Origin of the sequence: Candidatus Pantoea floridensis (assembly GCF_900215435.1) — a bacterium.
Taxonomy (GTDB): Bacteria; Pseudomonadota; Gammaproteobacteria; order Enterobacterales; family Enterobacteriaceae; genus Pantoea; species Pantoea floridensis.
Genome location: NZ_OCMY01000001.1, coordinates 4,389,628 through 4,409,457 on the forward strand (window position 1 = coordinate 4,389,628; position 19,830 = coordinate 4,409,457).

The window sequence follows — 19,830 nt, forward strand, 5'->3', positions numbered from 1 at the left end:
ATCAGACTGGCAATCCTGGCAATGAGCGCATCAGGGTTTAGTATGCCGGTTGTTGCTCAAACGCCTCAGAGCTGGTCTGAAGGGGCGTATGCTTATGCAGCGCAAAACACATCGCTCAAAACTGTTCTACAGGATTTCGCGGCAAGCCATAGCGTAAGCCTGAATATACCGGCCGGATTTGATGGGAATGTTGATGGACGTCTCCGGGCAGATTCACCGACAGATTTTCTGAATCGCCTCGGTCTTCAGTTCCGGTTTCAGTGGTTCGTTTATAACGATACGCTTTATGTCAGTCCTCAGTCTGACCAGATTTCAAAAAGAATAAAAGTGTCTGCTGATGCAGCGCCGGATCTGAAGCAGGCGTTAACTGATGTTGGGTTACTGGAGCCAAAATTTGGATTCGGTGAGCTTCCAGACGATGGCGTTGTGATCGTGACCGGCCCGCCCTCTTATGTGGAGCTAGTCCAGGATTTCAGTGCAAAGGATAAGGACAAAAAACAGAACAAAGAAATGATGGTTTTCCCTCTGAAATATGCCGCTGTTGCCGACAGGAATATTCAGTATCGCGATAAAACTATTCTTGTTCCAGGTGTGGCCACCATACTGGGCGAACTGTTAGGACAGCGAACCGGAAAATCTGCGAGCGGCATTCAGCAGAGTCAGAATAATGGCGATGATGGTTTAAAAGGCAGAATGGAGCAGCAGATCCGGGACCAATCCGATTCTATCCTGAACAGCCTCGTGAATTCTCAGACCGGAAAAAAAGATGATGACGAAGACGAAGACGCTCTTCATCCGTTTGTGTCTGCCGATGTCAGAAATAACGCGCTTCTGATACGCGATGACCCCAGCAAACGCGATGAATATCAGTCATTAATTTCACAGATTGACGTTCCTCAAAAGCTCGTCGAAATTGACGCGATGATCGTGGATGTAGACCGCAAATCGATGAATGAACTCGGAGCAAACCTTCGGGGAACTTTCGGGAATATCACAGCGGGGTCAACTCTCTTTCGCGGTGCGAGTTCTTTATTCGTGACGGATTATAACAGATTCTTTAGTCAGATCCAGGCACTGGAGGGATCAGGAAACGCTTCTGTTGTGGCTAACCCGAGCATTCTCACACTGGAAAATCAGCCAGCTGTGATTGATTTAAGCGATACAGCCTTTATAACGGCGACTGGGGAACGTGTCGTTGATATTAAGCCTGTCACAGCCGGGACGAGTTTACAGGTTGTACCTCGCGCCATTGGTCAGGGTCAGCATCAAACCGTTCAACTGATGGTTGACATCGAAGACGGTAAAGTTGATCGCGATGATGATAATGTTGCGACCGGCGATCAGAAAGTCACGATTTCTACCCAAGCCCTGGTTCAGGAAAATGGTTCGCTCGTCATGGGAGGCATTCACAGCCGCGAGACAGGCGATATTAACCATCGGATCCCGATTTTGGGTGACATTCCCTATGTTGGCCATCTATTTTCGTATCAACGCCATGAAACAAGTCAACGAGAAAGGCTGTTCATAATCACGCCTCACCTTATCGGCGATCAGGTTGACCCTACTCGTTATATTTCATCACAGGACCGCTCTCAACTTGCCTCAGAAATGAGGGGCATTCATGATCGCCAGCAATATTCAGCAATGCGCGGCACGATTGAAAATGCCCTCCGGGATTTAGCTGAAAACAAAGTGCCTGACGGTTTTGAGTCGGGTGGCGAGGGAGTGAATTTGAATCAACTTTGTACGTTACCACCTGGCATTGTGTTTGATCATTCCCGAACCGAATGGTTCAACAATAAGACAATTCAGTTAACAGTAGGTTTAATCAAAAATGTGACTACTCACCCAGTTCGTTTTGATGAATCCGCTTGTTCAGATGACGATGTGTTATCGGTTGCGGCCTGGCCTACATCACAGCTTCAGCCAGGACAGAAAGCGGAGGTCTATCTTGCTTTCCGATCTCGTGGTGAGTCTCGTCGTTCGCGTCCCTCTTTACTTGTCTCGCCCCCTTTTCTGATCACTCGGGAGAACTGATGTTCAGGTTTAGCCTTTTAGGTTTTATGGCCATGATCCTCTCAAGCTGCGCCAGTCATGATAATGGTTGTGACAATACAAGTTGCCGTCCCTTATCTGATCCACATCATCTTGTAATCTGGTGGCCACAATCAATGCGCGAGGGCATTCAGAGTTATTCGAAAATGCCTGTTCGATAAAAATTAAAGGAACTGAATACAGCAACTTTTAACTTAATTAGTGCCATTTTCTTTTTTCACAAAGAGGTATATATAATGCACTCGTTCGGAAGTTTAGGTTCTATGCATTTTAAAACGAATCTCACTGATCGCGATGTTGATTCATCTAACAGCATGAACAACGGTCATCTTCTCAACCTGAATAATCGTGATGATGTTTCAAACGGCGCGGGATTGTCCTCGCCCAGCAGCATCACTGAATCTTTATTCAATGGTAAATTAAGAAATAATCTTTTTGAGGGTGCTCAATCCGATAGTTTCAGTCAGGGACAAGATCTCGGAAATCTCGGTTTGTCCATGTGGAATAACTCAAGCACAAATCCTGTTTTGCAAGGGGCTGAACCTGGCGGGGCAAGTATGGGCGCGACTGTTCCTGAAAGTCATATGATAAGTGTCATTGAACAGGTTCTGAAACGGATGGGAATCAATGCCCAACACTCTGTGTTTAACCCCAACCAAAACCCGGCACTGATGGGCGCGTTTTCAGACGGAATGTCCGGCGCTTTAACAAATCGTTCTGTTGAAAGTCAGCCGTTCCCAGCTATGAGCAATACACCACAAAGCTATAACCAGCTGGGGAGCAATTTTGGACAGAACCTGAACGTCAATCTTGCGAATACTGCGATCAATAGCTGCGTCACTAACGGCACAAATAACACTATTGGCGGAGATAAAGACACTCGCGAAATGATCGGTCAGTACATGGATCAGCATCAGAACGTTTACAGCAAGCCAGAAACCAGCGACGGCAAAGACACCAGCTGGAAAACTGCGCTCTCAAATCAGGACCAGCTTTCACAAAACTCTTTGGCTCTGGTGAACATTGCCCGTCAGGATCTGGTTTCCGCTCTTGAAGGCGGTAACGTTGGTGCGAATCATCCGGGCAAAGATGTTTCTCATGCGATGATGAATGCTGATGCCGGTCAGACAAACATCATGATCGCGCAACAGCAACGCCAACTGTTTATGACTGTATAAGGTCGTCATCAGAAACGACAAAGGGAAGGCTTTCGCCTTCCCTTTTTCAGTTTTATCGATTTGATACCCCTCGACTGGTCTGATTAATCTGGTCAGCCTCACTCTTCGAACTCAATGGTCTGTCCGGGTTTTAGTTCCTCGATAGACCGAATCAGGCGATAAATCGCGGCCACTGACTTGATAGTTTCACGCGGAATGAAATCACCCTCTTTCGTGGTCCGATAGAGATTTCTGGTAAGCCAGATGTAACGAACGACAGGTTTGTTCGCCTCATGAGCCAGTTTGATTACGTCCTGAGCATCCTCTCCTTCAGCCTTGAACATGACTTTCGGCAACGCGGTTTCATCTGGCGAATAAAACAGACCGACCGCAAAATGAGTTGGATTGACCATCACCACATCTGCATCTCCAACACGTTTCGCGCTGATTTTAATGACAGGTGCATTCAGAATTTCACGACTCAATTTCTTTTGTTCACCTTTAGTATGGGGATCGCCTTCAAGTTGCTTATGTTCTTTCTTTATATCGTCATGGCTCATTCTGTTCTGCTTGAGATAGAAATACTTTTGAATGGCAAAGTCTGACACCGCAAAAACCAGTAAGACGCCAATTGAGGTATGAGCCAGCACCTTGAGTAACATGACACCAGATTGCATAAATCCTTCCAGATCCCCACCTGACAACCCGGCAAGTTCCTGAAGGTGGGTTCGGATTACCAGATAGAAAACCAGACACAGGACTATCGCTTTCAGAATACTTACCGCCAGCTGAACGAACTGTTTACCTGAGAACATCTGTTTGAATTTGGGAAGTGGATTGAGGGCATCAAATTTTGGTTTCGCTGCCTCTGGCGCAAACAGCGGACCAAACTGAATCCATCCGGCAACAGGTCTTACGATGATGACGGTCCCGACCGTCATCAAAATGATTGTGCCGGCGATCAAAATCGCCTCACCTCCCACATCGTTAATTGCCTGAGCAAATGGGACCGATAATCGCTGAGTAGGTAAAAGCAAAAGCGATTTTAGCTTGTCTATCGTTTCATCAAGCATGGCAAAGATGACCTCCAGAACAGCTAGCATTACGAGCAATTTTGAAACGTCCTGACTCTGGCTTATCTGTCCTCTTTTCCGGTTCTCTTTCAGTTTATGGTCAGACGCCTTTTCTGTTTTTTCCCCTGCCATGTTATTTCCTCCCGAGGATGTCTGAAAGGTAAGGAATGAGGTCACTGAAGGTGCTGAATCTGGCATTCGCCAGATGTTCCAGGAAAGGAAGATAAATGACAAAGAAACCCATTCCGACCAGACATTTTAGGGGAATAGCGAGGATGTTGGCCTGTATCTGAGGCGAATAAATGCTGACGATTCCAACGGCGAATTCAATCAGTAATAGCAACAGGACTAATGGTCCGGCATAAAGGATCATATCGCTGAAAAAGCTGTCGAGTTGGTCAAGTAATAGCGTCAATCCGCTATGTTGCAATGATGGGAAAAGCTGAGTCACTGGCCAGAGGCGATAGGAATCCCAAATAACCTGCGTCACCTGTGACAGACCAAAAATCATAACGAGGAAAACCATTGACCAGCGCAACAGTATATCACCGAGGGGAGTCGCATCAGGTCCGAGGGCTGGATTCAGCAACCCTGCATTCAGTGCGCCGCGTTGAGAATCGAATAATGCCCCGACTGATTCGAATAGCCAGAAAGGAATAGCGAGCAGATAACCCAACATCATTCCCAACACTGCTTCTTTAAGTCCAATCGCGACAGTTGCCCACGGATTGAGCAAAAGCCCACTTATCTCAGGTTTGATTACCGGCGCAACAAAGAGACTCAGTGAAATAGCAATGCCGTTTCTTATCATTCCTCTGAGAGATGAGAAGGAGAAAATCGGACAAAGCAAGAGACAAGGCATGATTCGGGCAAGCCCAAGAGAAAGCGCGATCATCCCCTGAAAGACAGTATCAATCAGGTCTGAAAACATCAGACTCTACCCGCCGTGGCCATCATAGAAAATGCGGTTTCCGCCAAGCCATAAAGCTCTAATCCGATCCAGCGTCCAGATAACGCCAGCGTTCCACCTACTGCGATCAGCTTTATAGCAAACGGCAAGGTTTGATCCTGTAGCTGCATCACAGATTGAAGGAGTGAAACAATCATCCCGACAACTACGGCCACCAGCAATGCCGGAGCTGAAAGCATCACGACAAGAATCATCGACTGTTTGAACAAATACATGACATCCATGATTGGCCCTCACTGATAACTGTAAAACAGACCGTCTAGTAACTTGCTCCAGCCTGAAACCATGACAAACAATAAAATTTTCAGCGGAAGTGAAATGGTCATTGGCGAAACCATTTGCATTCCTAGTGCCAGGAGAACGTTTGAAACGACCAGATCAACAACCAGAAAGGGAATGAAAATCAGAAAGGCGATTTTAAATCCACTTTGCAGTTCTGAGAGGACAAAGGACGGGATAAGCAATAACAGGTTATCGTGATGAACACTCACCTCATCAGCGAGATTTTTCGGCCACATCTTTTCGGCATTATCAGCGAGATGAGTCATGACATCGGGATCGGTATTTCTGACCATGAAACGGATTAAAGGCTGAATGCCATAATTCAGAGAATCTTCGATCTTTTGTGGTGAGGTTGTATCGAGGGGTTTTTCTTTAAATCGTGTCTGCATTCCATCAAGCACAGGGGCCATGACAAAAAGCGTTGCGGCTAAAGCAATGCCATAGAGCGCCATGTTGGGCGGGACTTGCTGAACACCGATAGCATTTCGGGTAAGCATCATCACCATTGAGATTTTCAGAAAGCAGGTTGTGATCATCAGCAACAAAGGAATAAGTGAAATCGCCCCGAGAAGAATAGCCAGAGCCAGCGGGTTAAATGAACTGATATTCTCTGGCATGAGTTAACCTGGTACGGCTCGGAACATCGATTTAATCTGCAAGCCTAAGGCTCCGTTTACGTTAACGAGTTCGCCTTTAGCAAGAAGATAGTTTCCATGACAAAGCAATGCCTCACCAGGAGTGACATGCTCAACAAGCAATGTTGAACCGGCGTCAAGATTTTGCAGCTCGCCGAGTGTCATTGATAAGTTTCCACAACGGATCGTCAGCTCAAGCGGCAAATCATTAAAGCCAGTCTGTGAGGGAACCTGAAGGTAATCTTTTCTCTCGTTTAGCGTATCGTTGCCGGATTGCTGAGTCTCGCTATCATAATCGGTCATCAGATTGTGTCCCTGTTTTCCAGTAATAGATAATATGTATTGGTGAGAATTCTCGGATTCTGGTTCCAGCTCAAAATACAATTCCGTCTTTCCGATACGAATAACTCCCTCTCCTTTGACCGAGATCAAAGGAATAGCAGGGATCAGAACATCCTTAGGGTTCAGGTTAAGGCACTCTTTCAGAGACAACTTAAGATGGCCTGCAATAACGGGAAAGTTGATGGGCATTGACAGAGAAAATGGAGACGGAACCTGGTTAAAGATGGCCAGCGATTGCCACGTTTCAAGGAGATCAATGCTTAGTTGAGCATAATGAACCGAGGTTTCACCCTTCTCTGTCAAATTAATTTCTGTTTCAATCAATACCGATTCTGTAACGTTATTTTTTGAGATAAGTGAGAAAAGCTGTCTGAATGGCGGCTTTAGTCTGTTGTTGATGAGGTCAAAAATCCATTCGTCAGGCTCAATAAAAGCATCTTCAAAAACAGAGGCACGGCTGATTGTCGAAAGAAATCTACCCGGTTCAGCAAGTGAAAAATTTCCCCAGGCCGATGAAAAAGACAAAAAGTTATCGACTCTTTTTAGCTCACACATTCTGATCACCAGGAAATCATCAGGAGAGTTGAGTGATATTATTCGACCTGTGCCGATCCAGTTTCTTATCTCAACTTCTTTCATTGAGATAGTCTTGAATTTCATAGCGCCTCAATCCTTTTGAACTGGAGCCTCACAGGTTTTCCGAGGCGACGAGACATGAGATTTTCGCCCTGCTTTTCAAAACCCAACAGCTTCGAAAGTGTCTCGTCAGTAAATCCCAGCGCTATGACCGTTTCACCTGATTCGCCTTGTTGCATCTTTGCGACGATTTCACCTGAGCCAGGAAGGATCAGGGAAAACTCAGCAGGGAGATGTTCTTGTTTTTCGATTTCGGTCAGAACATCAGACATGATCGGATGAAAAACGGGGTGCTGAGGCGTTTCCTCAGTTGGTTCAGATGGATGTTCATCGATAAGTTTGAAGCAGAATGTATCGAAATCATCAATATGATTATGATGTTCGCCCTTAAGCAAATAGCGAAATTCATCAGACTCTTTTTTGTGCGGTTCCGTTTCAGAGGGTTTAAACCGATGATTTTGAGGTCGTCGGGCTGGCTGAGACAGCTGATTATGTTGAGATGAAGCGTGTTGTTGCGAAAAGCAATGTACAGAAGTTTTCATAACAATCCTTTTTCGGACAGAATTACTTCAATTTTTTCTATTTCCTTCTGACAATCTTTTATTTCCTTATTTATACTTTCAATCACAATTCCCTGTTTCAAAATATGTTCAGCGACCTCCTGATTTTCCGCTTCCTGATTCATCAGATTAGCTCGACAAAGCTTTTCAGCCTCAAGCGTCTGAAAAAGCTTTTCATGCATCAGTATTACGCCAGTATGATGTTTAGCGAAATCTTCAATCGCGTTTTTATATTGATGACGATAAATCGTTAAGCGTCTCTCCCCTTTCTTCATCAGCTTGTGAAGTTTTGCGAGTCGCGCATTTTCTTCTTTTAATCGATTTTTCAGTTTAACAAGCTTGCGCTCCCGTAAAGGCAAAATAACCAGTGCTGTTTTTGCTATTTCATTCTCTTTGAGCTTAATTTCAAATTCATAATCCTGATTCATTGATTAAATCCTCCAACTTATTAAGCATGTGAATAAACGGTTCAGGCTGATGGTTTCCCTGTTGAAGAAAATTGTTAATAGATGGCTGTAATCTAACTGCGACATCAGTTAATAAATCGCTTCCAGGTTCATATTCCCCCAGTCGAATAAGGATTTCGACCTGGGAAAACGCGGCCATGAGCTGACGAAATTTTCTGGCCATCTGCGTCTGGACAGGGTCAACGACATTGGTCATCGTGCGTGACAGGCTGGAGAGAACATCAATCGCCGGGAAATGCCCTTTCTCAGCAAGCTTCCGATTCAGGATGATATGTCCATCGATAAGAGACCGAACCTCATCAGCAACCGGATCATTCGTTGAATCCGCTTCCATGAGAACGGAATATAACGCGGTGACTGACCCCTGATGTGTTTTCCCTGCGCGTTCGAGCAAACCTGGAAGCAGCGTATATACCGAGGGAGGAAGACCGCCCCGACCAGGCGGTTCACCGAGCGCAAGCCCGATTTCACGTTGAGCACGAGCAAAGCGCGTTAGGGAATCGATAATAAGTAAAACGCTTTTCCCCTCTTCCCTGAATGCCTCAGCAATCGCTGTTGAGGTAAACGCAGCCCGAGCGCGCTCCATACTTGACCGATCCGACGTGGCACAAACCATAATCGTTTTCTCACGCAACGTTTCGTCTAACTCGTGCTCCAGGAATTCCCCGAGTTCACGACCGCGCTCGCCGATCAGACCAAACACAATGACATCGCAAGGCGTATTTCTTGCCACCTCAGCAAGCAAGGTTGTTTTTCCACAACCTGCGCCAGCAAATAATCCCATCCGCTGACCTGTTCCTAACGTTATCAGCCCGTCAATCGCCCTTACCCCTGTCGAAAGCGCCTCATTAATGCGGGGTCTGTCTGTGGCTGGTGGCGCACTGCGCAAAACCGGATAAGCCTCAACGTGTTCCCCATCGAGCGCAAACGCTGAAACTGACTGGTCATCAAGAGGTCTCCCGAATCCATCCAGCACAGAACCGAGTAATTTTTTGCTGACAGAGATTTTATGAGGCTGATAAAGGGGTGTGACTCTCGCACCTTGCGCGATACCGTTAAGTGACCCCAGCGCGGAGAGGAGTGTATTTTCAGGATTGAACCCCACGACCTCAGCCAAAACCTGAACGTTATCTTTGCCAGTGATTCGACATAAATCGCCTATCCTTGCATCAGGTAAACTCGCCTCAAGAAGGATCCCAGTAATACCCGTAATGCGACCATGTACCTCAACCGGGTTCAGTTGCTGAAATCGCGATTCGTTTTCATCAAACCATTCATCTAATCGTGTCATCACCATTTCACTGTAATGTTCTGAGGTCCGGTGAATTCCACCGCCGTTTTTGTGATTCTGGACAATGTGAAATCGCCTTCTCTGTCACCGATAAATAACCGTTTCCCGTTATCGATAACCACATTTGCCCCTTTCCCCGCTGTGATTTGCACAATACGAAAAGGAAGCGATAAAACTTTCAAAGTTGTGCGATTCACAAAAGGAATTTTGATTGAATAGGTTTTATTCATCAGAATCATGAGGCGATTGATGATGTCTGACTGAATCTGAGTAACGCTCCCCACCAGCCAAACGCCCTGATGATCCCCCTCGACCTTCACCACCGATGACAGGTCGCGTTCCTGAAGCTTTCGGTCAACTACTGCCCGTAATCCCTCCGCATCATAGAGAACTGGTTTCAGATTCTGAGGTTTAGGCTCGACTTTCGACGCTGACCAGAAACCGGCCACTGCAAGACCGATCAGCAGCAGGCAGAACAAAATAATGAGAGGCCGGATAAGGATTGCGAAGCGTGACAGGAAATCGAATTTACCTGTCAGGGATTTCGTAAGAATGTTCCCGTTTTTATCAAGCGGAATAAGCCCGTTTTTTTGCCAGGGAGAATCGGCATCACTCACCACCAGCCAGACACCGGAAAGCTGGAAAGGCTGATTAAGATCGAGGGAAAGCGTTTCTCTAATCGCCTTGCCCTGGCTCAGATAAACGTCTCCCTCTCCTGGCAAGAGTTCCCAAAGCTGTTCGGTTTTCCTGAGCCTGGCATGTAAGGATTTAATCGCCTCGTCACAGAGCTGGAGATCGTTTTGTTCATCATTACCCAGTGACCAGCTCTCACCCGTCAGCGGAATCGCGGCTCCCTCATGAAGACCGTTTAACACCCGTAATTCAAACATCGTCTTCCTCACTTTCGTTCTCCGGTTCCTGACCCTTGCCCTCAATCAGATCCTGATTAATGTCTATCCGTCCCTCTACGTTGACCGGCAAGTTAAATTCCAGCTCCGAAAAAGAGAGGACCGGCACATGATTAAATTCGTTTTGAATGAGAGTTCTGAGCGGGGCGCGGAGGTCCTGGGCAACCAACATCACACCCTGATTAATGGACCGATAAGGCGGGAACACCCCTCTAATCTGATCGATAAAGATTTTCATCCGGTCTCTGTCGAGCGTAAAAAAGGTATCGGTGTTCGTATGACGTAGTGCCTCGCGAAGGATTTCCTCGGTCTCTGGTGCGAGTAACCAGGCAATGATCCCTTCTCTGTCGTTGCTGTGCTGGTAACAGATATGCTCTTTTATGTCGATTCGGACCTGATCGATTAACATTCCTGTGTCTCGCTCACTGCCGTTTCTTAGTAAGCTCTCAACGATAGTTCGAATGACCCGCAACGAGATCCGTTCGGCCACCAGCCGTTGCAGAACGTTAGATAACCGCGCAACTGGAAAGACGCGTTCAAATTCCTGGGCAACCTCAGGCAAATCGGATTGAAGCCATGAAACGATAGCGCGAGTTTCCTGCATTCCAATAAAGCGAGGCGCTGATTGAAACAACGCCTCTTCCATTTTTGCCAGTAACAGATCGTTGCCACTCCAGCTGACCTCTCCCGCTCTAAGATAGTCATCCTCGTTCTCAAGCCAGATAAAATCCTCTTCAAGCCCATCTGTTTCAGCGGGCAAAGTGGATTTATCCTCAAGCTGTCTGACATAGCCAATTCGCTCAACAGCGCGTTTTGATTGGGTGATAGTCGCGATGACTTTCGGAACCTCATACACCAGAAAACGAAACTCGTCCTCTCGCTGAGCGGTTGTGAACTGAATATTAAAAACAGGTAAGGTGAAACCAAACTGATTGACGATTCGGTTCCTGATACGCCGGATTTCTTCAATTATTTGGATTACGTGCGGATCACGCTCGCGACCTGCCGGAAAGCTCAGTGTAAACAGTCGTGCTGGATTGAATGTTCTCAGGTCGTTTTCTCCGTTTTCCTCAGGAACCAACATTTTTTCATGCTGGTTTGTTGAGGCGTTTCTTTTATCCCGCCAGAACTGGAACCCGCCACTTCCGATAGTCACGGTTCCCAGGAAAAGAAAAACGAATGTGGGCATCCCTGGTAGTATCGCAAATGCAAACATGCCTACCCCCGCCATAATCCAGGCTTTAGGCTGATTGGTCAGTTGCTGGGTTATCTCTTTGCCAATGTTGAGATCAAAGTTTTCCTCATTACCTGATACCCGCGTTATCATCATTCCCGAGGTGAGGGAAATCAGCAGCGCCGGGATCTGATCAATCAGGCCATCGCCAATGGTCAGAATGGAAAAGACATGCATCGATTCGCCCGCTGTCATCCCCAGCTGGAGGACGCCAATACAAAACCCGCCGATCAGGTTGATGGAAAGAATTACAATGCCTGCCATTGAATCGCCTTTCACGAACTGCATCGCTCCATCCATCGCCCCGAAAAGCTGGCTCTCTTTCTGTAAGTCTGCGCGTTTTTTCCGAGCCAGATCCGCACTGATTAAACCCGCTCGCAAATCAGAATCGATGGACATCTGTTTTCCTGGCATGGCATCGAGCGTAAACCGCGCTGAGACCTCCGCGACTCGTTCCGATCCTTTTGTGATGACCAGAAAATTCACCACCGTCAGAATCAAAAACACCACCAGCCCCACCGCCAGATTTCCACCCACCACAAAGTTTCCAAAGGCTGTAACGATATGGCCTGCATTCTGTTGAAGCAGAATCTGACGCGTGGTGGAGATTGAGAGACCCAGTCTGAACATTGTCGTGAGAAGGAGAACAGACGGGAATGTTGAAAACGCGAGCGGTTTGGGAAGAAACATGGCGTTCATGATCAACAGGCATGACATGCTGATATTGGTGGCAATCAGAATATCGATAAGCGGCAATGGCAACGGGATAATCAGCATGAACACAACGGAAAGCGCAATGAACCCACCCACGATTTCTGATCGCTGCATGGCATGAAAAGCGACTTTATTGAGAAAGTTAAAGAGCTGGTTCATTGCATTTGACCTAACCGATTTTTTTCCATTTGCGCCAGTTCGCCGTTTAACGCGCGAATCATCCTGATCGCCGAATCACGATGTTTGCCGTTATCGCCCCAGACGTTCTCTGGTAGTCGCTGAATCAGTCTTAACAGATGATTGAAATAAAACGGATGACGCTGAGAATCCTCTCCGATAGTTTCAAGACCCAGCGAAATGAGCTGGTTTGAAAAAAAACCATTTCGGCACATCCCGAGAAGAGTTCGTGTCATCTTATCGACAGACATTTTCACATCTCTGAAAGTCGAAGACATTCGCGTTAAGAACTCACTCACCTCAGTGATTGTGTTACTCAATACGCGTGTATCGTTCAGGCCGTTCAGTAAACGGCGTAAGGCCATCGGGGGGATAGAGGGTGATAACGCGGCGATGTCATCTGCTAACGCTCTCTGAAGCGTTCTGAGCGCCGGTAAATATCCCTCAACGCCGAACTTTGAGAGTAAGAGATCCATGACAGAATCTGAGGTTTGCTGACCCACAACACCATCATAATAAAGTTTTCGAAGCGTGCGTTTTTGGGTTTTATCAGTTGAGTGAGTGGCGAAAGCTCTCGCCGTGTTCATTCCGGCTGTGACCTCAGCACCATGTTCATGACTGAGTTTGTCTAAAACAGTTTGAATACTCGCGAGAAGTTGGGGCTGGTGGTTATCCTGAAGCTTTAGCGCCATGAGGCTCAATGTTGCATACGCTGAAGCCGGATCATCATCAATCGTTTCAAGAATGGCTGTGAAGTGGTTATGTTCAGGCGATTCCTCCAGGATCGCTTTAATCCGGTCCTCTCGCTTTGCCTGTTCTTCATCATGACCACCCTCAAGTAATTCACTGATCTGTTCAATATGAGTGAACCTGAGTGAATACCCTCCACGCCTCGACCTGGCTATCTGTTGTTGTTTTTCAATTTTCGCACGATGTTGATCGATTTCCTGTGCAAGTGAATGTTCAGCAACATGAGACGCCTGTTCTTTTTTAAGGCGTTCTGCGTGTGTCGTTTCATGACCAGGTTTAACGGTTGAATCACCCTTCCCAATATTCCCGAGTTCTTCTATCGCCTCTTCTTTTTCTGCCACCTCAAAATGTCGAACTGGGGTGTGGTGAATTTTCATGTTCATCGGAACTTTCCTTCTTTTTCCCTTTGGTTATAGGTAAAGAAACAGCGAACTCAGTTCCGAAATATTTTCATCTTCTGATATTGCCAAATTTGGCGGCTGTCCTGCTGAAAATTTGCCATAAATGGCAAATTCTGAACCCTTCTCTTCTTCCCTTTCATTTTAAATTCAATCATTTAAAAGAAAAAAATAGCTGGCATAGCGATTGCTAAATCTGATTGACATAAATCAGGAGGTAAGATGGAAACGTTGATTGAAGAGGCTATCGCGAAACCCCTTATTGACTGGGGCTTGATCATGATCGAGAACGAAAAGAACCTTCAGAGTTTTATTCGAAAACGCGTCACCAATTTTGCTGACGTTGATGATCTCGTTCAAACAACCTGGCTTGAAGTGCTTATCCATAAAGACAAGTTCAAAGGCGAATCGAAACCGGAAACATGGATTTTTGGGATAGCCATGAACCTGATCAAAATCTACTATAAGAACTCTCAGATTCGGTCGCTGACCGCTGCACCTGAAGACGCGCTTGATCGCGAATTCCAGGAAAAAGACGAACCTGAAAATATTCTTTCAGCCCGAGAATGCCTGATGAAAGCCGTTAAAAAATTCTCAGTCATGCCGAAAAAATATCAGCAAATGCTCAAAGTCTTGATTGAAAACGACATCGGCTATCAGGAACTTGCGAACAAGCTCGCCATCCCTATCGGGACTGTTCGATCACGTTTATCCCGACTGCGAATTTTTCTCAGGAAATATGTTCATTGGGAACCGTAAACAGAAAAGGGAGAACAGTGTTCTCCCTTTATTAACTGAAGCATTAGCGTGCGCGTGATTTTTGTTGAACTGTCAGTTGGTCTGACATTTACTTTTTAACTCCGTTGAGACTCATGTTCAACCGTTACTTCCGCTCCTGTTTTACCGCCTCGTTCAGCTGTTGTTCCAGCAGCGTAGCCAATCCCCTTTGTTCCTGCCTGTTCCGCTGCCTTGCTCGCTTCTTTACCCGCTGCGATTCCAGCCTCTTTCGCTGCTGAGAATCCGGCTTTCACACCGCCTTCCATCCCTGCTTTCATTCCCGCTTCAACACCAGCCTGAACAGCTGCTTTTCCAACACCCGCCCCTAACGCAGCCTCTCCAAGTCCTGGGATCAATATCGATAAACCCGTTCCAATCCATCCAAGAATGTCGAACATTTTGAAAAAGCCGCCTCCCATTTCTTTTTTCTTATCAGGCTGGGTTTCCTGACCGGCGTCCATATCCGCTTTTGCTTTCAGTTGTGTCGGTGTATCGGTTTTCGCCTGCGTTGGCGCGGCTGCTACCTGGTTAGAACCATGCGCAATGAAAGCATCGAGATCACCTTTACTGATTTTCTCATCATTGGATTTATTAAAGAAATTGCCTCCCGCGTGATGTTTGCCATTGTCCAGCATCGAAAACAACATTGAATTCGGTTTGCTTAACAATGTTGCCGCGTCTCTTACAGACTGAGAATTATTGGGATCTTTAGCAATGTCCTTGAGTTTCTTAGGTGTGAGGCTCCCGTTCTTAAAAAAAATATCCTCGTTGTCTTTAACAGTCTGAAGCGCGTCACTTTCGGGTTTCGTGAGTTTTACCGAATAAGAAACCTGATCACATAAAGCTTCACGGGATTCAGGTTTTGTCGGGTCACTCATCCCTGTCAGGTTTGCCCATTGGTTAGGATGATCAGTGAAATATTTGGCAGCTGCGGCGACCTGCGGAGGACACTTATCAAGCGGTTGTGATCCGTTTGCAATCTCATTCAGAGTCTGAAGGCTGAGCTGTTTTGGCAGACTCTGCGAGTAAAGATAGAGTTCACGAGCAGCATCGTTTGCCGTCATTTCCTGAGGCGGTGAACCTGTAGGAGCGTCAGAAGGAATGTAATCGTGAGTATAGGATTCTGAAAGCTGAGAGGCATATTGCATAAAAGCAGGCGTTTTGCGTAGTGCATCGATGTCCCCTGCGGCGATCTTGCCATCGACTTTATCAGGCGTTGCATTGTCTATCGCCTGAAACATAGCAGGATTATTCAATAGTATCTGAAGAGCGGCTTTCATATCTGATGGTGTATCAGGATCGGATTCAAGCTTTTGTAAATCTTCCTTCGTCATTGCCTTTTTCAATAAACCGTCATGCCGACCGAGTGTCGTCACAACATCCGCAAAAGACATCCCACTTTCAGAGGACGAATCAGTAAGAGTTGATCCAGCGTCATTAGCGGTAATAAACCCTTGAACGTTCGGCTGGAGGATTTGGTTTAAACTTTGCTGAGAAGAAACAGAGGTAAAGTCGATAACATTGGTTTGTGCCTTCTGAGGAAAAGCTTCTTCAGCTGGTGGCCCAGTTAGAAGACTATCGTTCTGAAATACATTCTCATTTGTCGATGTTAAGATTTTCATCTTGAGCCTCTAATTATCTAAATGCTGATAATCGAACCGATAAGGATAACCATGTTCTAAGCGGATTTTGTTTTCTGTTATAGGTTCATCATGATAGGGAGGTAAACCCAATACTCGGTACTCTTCCTCTAAAATTCGAGATAATCCACCTTCAGAATTTATCAAGACGTCACCCTTTAAAATATTTCTGACATGAATAAGTTCATGTGCAAGAGAAAGGAATGAACTATATTGATTGATCACCTTATGAGAGTGACCAAAGAGATCGATATGAATGAATTCATTTGGGTTCCAGTAACTGACAGCTGTCGTTCCGACCCCCTTACCTCCTTTTTGGGTTGAAGTGACGAGTTCAATAGCTTTGTACATATTCCATTTATCTTCGTCTTCATCAATTGGTGGGGGACCATATGTTTTTAATTGAGAATATGTCAGCATTGGTTTTGCCGAGCAATCGAAGCTTTCATCTGGAATCACAAATGCACATCTTTCATTTCTAGCAAGTGAATTGATTTCTCTTAAAAGAGCCTGACCAATCGGCTTTGCTGAGATTTTGAAAAGTGCTGATTCTGTTTTTTTATAAAGATAAGGATTGGAGGTTTCAATCGTCAGGTTTGGTACAACACGACTTTGTATATACATAATTTTCTGTCAGACATGCCTCTTCTATTTTGACTTGAACAAATCTTCTACAATGCACTTTTGGCTAACATAATGTCATATTTAGTTTTGTTTCAAGGACGAGATAGGGCTTAACATGACTATTCATGACTCTCATAAACATCTTTGAATGTTTTTTTGACGAAAATTAAATTCAGAATTGCGCCAGCGAACATAACGACTGTTGTCAGAATGAACACATATCGGATCCCGAGATGACTACCTATCATTCCCCCGAGGAATGGACCAATGAACTGACCGATGAACTTTGCTGAAACCGAGTAACCCAGCACACTTCCAACATTCTCAACAGCAACTTTCTGTCGAATAATGACTGAGGTACAAGGCAACAATCCTCCGAGCGCAATTCCCATCAGGAACCGCAACAGGACCAACTCCCATCCAGATGTAACGAACGCCTGAGGAATGATGAGGAGTCCAGCGATAAACATTCCTCCTATGATGACCTCAACGTGTCCCATTTTATCGGCTATTTTGCCTAATACCGACGCCGATAAAACAGATCCGAGAGCTGAAGCAGCCAGAACGAGACCTGACATAAAAGTAATGTTATCAACATTCGACTCAATTGAGCTGATAAAGATCGTAATGATAGGTTCGATAGAAAGGTTCGCTATCATCAGAAACATACTTGAAATCAGCATTACAAGGATTACAGGTTTATCCTGCTTACCAATAATCCCTTTCGATTTTCGCTCGGTTTTGGTTTTAGGTTTATGTTCTTCTTTGATTCCAAAGAGGGTTAAGAGGAATGCAATAAAGATAAAACCTCCGGCAGACCAGAACGTTTCACGAATGCCGATCAACGGTGCAAGAATACCCCCTAACAAAGGTCCAGCTAGATTTCCCGCCATTACGCCTGATGCGACCATACCCAGCGCCCAACCAGACCGCTCCTGAGGAGCCTGAACAGCAATAAGAATCGTTGAACCAGATCCATAACCACCAGCCAGACCAACCAGGAACAGCATTAAAACGAGGTTATACACGTTAGTAGCAAACCCAATCAAAGAGAGAATGATAGAGAGTCCGAGACTTGCGCGTATAAGCATCGTTTTTCGGCCAAAACGATCACCTAACCTTCCCCATATCGGCGCGACAAGACCCGCTGAAAGGAAGGTCACACTAAAAGCAATTCCAGACCAGCGAATGATTTTATCCTGTTCAACAATGCCAAGCTGATTAACATATAATGGGAGAAAAGGAAGCATGATGGTTAATCCGACAGTTGTCGCAAACGCACCAATCATGCAAATAAAAAGATTACGTTTCCAGAATAGATTATCTGATTCAGTCACAATTGCTCCAGAGTTGTGATATTAATTTTTTTAAGGTCATGACGATACACAAAGAATTTATCGAATAAAGTTTTCTCCCGCATATTGCAATCTGAGAGGCAACCCATGTTCACGACGAATATTATTTTCAGTGAACCTATCATTAAGAAAATTGTTTATCCCAATCGCTCTCCATTCTTCCATGTTGTGAACGCCATTTATATCAGGTTTAATTCCTAAAGTTTTCCCTTTCATGATCCAGTAAGCATGAACTAGTTCATGAGCAAGTGTGACAAAAGACATTTTTTCATCTTCAACTCTTGCGTTTTTTCCGGTATCACTTACATAATTAGCTTCTTTGGTATTCCAGACAATAAAAGCACTCGTTGGCTGGCCCTCACCTCCTATCGATTTATCAGCAACAATTGTTTTTGCACGTTCGATCTTCCATTTCACATCTGGAAGATTTGATATGTTTGGATATTTTTGAAACTGACTTTCTGTTAACATCATCCCTGTAGCAGACCCTCCTTCCTTATTAGGGAAAATATTTATTTTTGTTTCACCTTTAGCCATGTTATTCATTTCGATTAACATCGAAAATCCTATTGGCTTTGAGCCAATTTTTGATAATGCATATTCTGCAAGTTTAAACTGTCTTTCTTCAGAATATTCAATAGTGAAATTTTTGAATAAGGCACTTTGCGTAATCATTTTGATTACCTCTAAATCAGTTAAGAAATATTTGAAGGAATATATCTGATTCGCATTGGTAAACCATGCTCCTGACGAATACTGTTTTCACTAAATATTTCATTATAGTAATTATTGATCCCCATCGCCCTCCATTCTTCCATATTAGCTATACCATTACTGTCTACCCCGACCACTAAGCCTTCACCTCTCATGATCCAGTAAGCATGAACAAGTTCATGAGCAAGTGTGACAAAAGAATATTTACTATTTTTTGAAACAATGCTATCTCCACTGTTATTTATATGAACATATTCGCGAATATTCCAGTTTACTATAGCGCTTGTTCCGGTCTCATTACCTCCAATTGCATGTATTGAGTTAATCCGATTCCCTATGCTATCCTCCCATTTTTGGGAAGAAATGTTATCAGGATCAGGATTAGGGAATATTTTTCGTTGTGACTCTGTTAAAGCTGATGATGTAGTGCTTTCTCCATATAATGTCGGAATGATTCTTATCTTAGTTTGTCCCTGAGCCATATTGTTGATTTCACTCAACATCAAAAAACCTTTAAGCTTAGAACCAATTTTCTTTAATGCTGCCTCTGTCTTTTTTAATTCATCCTGATTATGATGATGAATTTCAACATTAGGCATATAAGAACTATTTGTTATCAGCATCTGAACTCCTTTTAATCATTCATATAATAATTCTTTCTTAGTTCAATGTTATGTTCCCGCCTAATAGCATTTTCAGAGTAAGGGATGTTCTCATATTGATGCACCCCCATTGCCCGATACTCCTCGAAAATAGGCGTATCTTCTTCATCAACAGGATGTGAAAGGTAATCACCTTTCAAAAGATAATATGCATGGTTGAGTTCATGCGCTAAGGAGATAAAGGAAATTACACCATCATTCTTAATATAATTTTCGCCTTTTGAATCAATATAAATTGAGACTGATTTATTCCAGAATACATTAGAGCTTACACCCTCTCCAAGCCCTTGTATTGATGGTGAATTTGAAATATGAGATGCAACTTTATTACTCCAGTCTTTATCATTATCTCTGTATTCATTATATTTAATGAGTTGAGATTTAGTTAATTGAGGGTAGCAAGAGGAAT

Annotated in this window: 21 protein-coding genes; 4 read left to right on the plus strand and 17 right to left on the minus strand. The window is 44.8% G+C overall.

The window, feature by feature from the left end:
- The first annotated feature begins 21 nt into the window (after positions 1-21).
- The 3 genes from sctC to CRO19_RS20580 all read left to right on the plus strand — a co-directional run bounded on the left by sctC (position 22) and on the right by CRO19_RS20580 (position 3,233).
- A complete protein-coding gene (sctC, locus tag CRO19_RS20570) occupies positions 22-2,037 on the plus strand; it encodes a type III secretion system outer membrane ring subunit SctC (protein ID WP_097097522.1) in 2,016 nt (671 codons plus the stop codon).
- 32 nt (positions 2,038-2,069) lie between these two features.
- Positions 2,070-2,216, plus strand: a complete 147-nt coding sequence (gene hrpT, locus CRO19_RS26285; RefSeq protein WP_320204516.1) for an HrpT family type III secretion system protein — start codon at positions 2,070-2,072, stop codon at positions 2,214-2,216.
- 75 nt (positions 2,217-2,291) lie between these two features.
- The gene (locus CRO19_RS20580; RefSeq protein ID WP_141400265.1) at positions 2,292-3,233 is read left to right on the plus strand and encodes a hypothetical protein; all 942 of its coding nucleotides are present in this window, start codon (positions 2,292-2,294) and stop codon (positions 3,231-3,233) included.
- A gap of 98 nt (positions 3,234-3,331) precedes the next feature.
- On the opposite strand, the gene sctU is transcribed toward CRO19_RS20580, so the two are convergent.
- The 11 genes from sctU to sctW are packed head-to-tail and all read right to left on the minus strand — an operon-like array spanning position 3,332 to position 13,634.
- Positions 3,332-4,417 carry a type III secretion system export apparatus subunit SctU gene (gene sctU / locus CRO19_RS20585; RefSeq protein WP_097097525.1) on the minus strand — a complete coding sequence of 362 codons (1,086 nt, stop codon included), beginning with the start codon at positions 4,415-4,417 and terminating at the stop codon, positions 3,332-3,334.
- A 1-nt stretch (position 4,418) separates the two neighbouring features.
- On the minus strand, positions 4,419-5,216 hold the full coding sequence (sctT, locus tag CRO19_RS20590) for a type III secretion system export apparatus subunit SctT (RefSeq protein WP_097097526.1): 798 nt from the start codon (positions 5,214-5,216) through the stop codon (positions 4,419-4,421).
- A complete protein-coding gene (gene sctS / locus CRO19_RS20595; protein WP_097097527.1) occupies positions 5,216-5,479 on the minus strand; it encodes a type III secretion system export apparatus subunit SctS in 264 nt (87 codons plus the stop codon). The genes sctT and sctS overlap by 1 nt, the downstream gene beginning before the upstream one ends.
- 9 nt (positions 5,480-5,488) lie before the next feature.
- Positions 5,489-6,154, minus strand: coding sequence for a type III secretion system export apparatus subunit SctR (sctR, locus tag CRO19_RS20600; RefSeq protein ID WP_097097528.1), 666 nt, complete (start codon positions 6,152-6,154; stop codon positions 5,489-5,491).
- Positions 6,155-6,157: 3 nt separating this feature from the next.
- Positions 6,158-7,174, minus strand: a complete 1,017-nt coding sequence (locus CRO19_RS20605) for a FliM/FliN family flagellar motor switch protein (protein ID WP_097097529.1) — start codon at positions 7,172-7,174, stop codon at positions 6,158-6,160.
- Positions 7,171-7,692: a hypothetical protein gene (locus CRO19_RS25950; RefSeq protein WP_141400266.1), complete on the minus strand. Its 522-nt coding sequence runs from the start codon at positions 7,690-7,692 to the stop codon at positions 7,171-7,173. The genes CRO19_RS20605 and CRO19_RS25950 overlap by 4 nt, the downstream gene beginning before the upstream one ends.
- The gene (locus CRO19_RS20620) at positions 7,689-8,138 is read right to left on the minus strand and encodes a hypothetical protein (RefSeq protein WP_097097532.1); all 450 of its coding nucleotides are present in this window, start codon (positions 8,136-8,138) and stop codon (positions 7,689-7,691) included. Before CRO19_RS20620 ends, CRO19_RS25950 begins: the two co-directional genes overlap by 4 nt.
- Positions 8,122-9,474 carry a FliI/YscN family ATPase gene (locus CRO19_RS20625; RefSeq protein WP_097097533.1) on the minus strand — a complete coding sequence of 451 codons (1,353 nt, stop codon included), beginning with the start codon at positions 9,472-9,474 and terminating at the stop codon, positions 8,122-8,124. Before CRO19_RS20625 ends, CRO19_RS20620 begins: the two co-directional genes overlap by 17 nt.
- A complete protein-coding gene (locus CRO19_RS20630) occupies positions 9,468-10,358 on the minus strand; it encodes an FHA domain-containing protein (RefSeq protein WP_097097534.1) in 891 nt (296 codons plus the stop codon). Before CRO19_RS20630 ends, CRO19_RS20625 begins: the two co-directional genes overlap by 7 nt.
- Positions 10,351-12,483 (minus strand): type III secretion system export apparatus subunit SctV, encoded by a 2,133-nt coding sequence (gene sctV / locus CRO19_RS20635; protein WP_097097535.1) that lies wholly within the window; start codon positions 12,481-12,483, stop codon positions 10,351-10,353. Before sctV ends, CRO19_RS20630 begins: the two co-directional genes overlap by 8 nt.
- Positions 12,480-13,634 (minus strand): type III secretion system gatekeeper subunit SctW, encoded by a 1,155-nt coding sequence (sctW, locus tag CRO19_RS20640; RefSeq protein ID WP_097097536.1) that lies wholly within the window; start codon positions 13,632-13,634, stop codon positions 12,480-12,482. Before sctW ends, sctV begins: the two co-directional genes overlap by 4 nt.
- Before the next feature lie 237 nt (positions 13,635-13,871).
- On the opposite strand from sctW, the gene CRO19_RS20645 reads away from it, so the two are divergent.
- Positions 13,872-14,408 (plus strand): RNA polymerase sigma factor, encoded by a 537-nt coding sequence (locus tag CRO19_RS20645; RefSeq protein ID WP_097097537.1) that lies wholly within the window; start codon positions 13,872-13,874, stop codon positions 14,406-14,408.
- Between the two features lie 95 nt (positions 14,409-14,503).
- Here the strand turns inward: CRO19_RS20645 and CRO19_RS20650 are convergent, their stop codons facing one another.
- The 6 genes from CRO19_RS20650 to CRO19_RS20675 form a co-directional block, all read right to left on the minus strand.
- Positions 14,504-16,048 (minus strand): HrpF/NolX family T3SS translocon protein, encoded by a 1,545-nt coding sequence (locus CRO19_RS20650; RefSeq protein WP_097097538.1) that lies wholly within the window; start codon positions 16,046-16,048, stop codon positions 14,504-14,506.
- A 9-nt stretch (positions 16,049-16,057) separates the two neighbouring features.
- Positions 16,058-16,690, minus strand: a complete 633-nt coding sequence (locus tag CRO19_RS20655) for a M91 family zinc metallopeptidase (protein ID WP_097097539.1) — start codon at positions 16,688-16,690, stop codon at positions 16,058-16,060.
- A gap of 119 nt (positions 16,691-16,809) precedes the next feature.
- Positions 16,810-18,027: an MFS transporter gene (locus CRO19_RS20660; RefSeq protein WP_097097540.1), complete on the minus strand. Its 1,218-nt coding sequence runs from the start codon at positions 18,025-18,027 to the stop codon at positions 16,810-16,812.
- Positions 18,028-18,084: 57 nt separating this feature from the next.
- Positions 18,085-18,720 (minus strand): M91 family zinc metallopeptidase, encoded by a 636-nt coding sequence (locus CRO19_RS20665; RefSeq protein WP_097097541.1) that lies wholly within the window; start codon positions 18,718-18,720, stop codon positions 18,085-18,087.
- 20 nt (positions 18,721-18,740) lie between these two features.
- Complete coding sequence (locus CRO19_RS20670) at positions 18,741-19,382, minus strand: M91 family zinc metallopeptidase (RefSeq protein WP_097097542.1); 642 nt, start codon at positions 19,380-19,382, stop codon at positions 18,741-18,743.
- An 11-nt stretch (positions 19,383-19,393) separates the two neighbouring features.
- Positions 19,394-19,830 (minus strand): M91 family zinc metallopeptidase (locus tag CRO19_RS20675; RefSeq protein WP_320204506.1); only part of this gene is annotated, 437 nt, incomplete at its 5' end.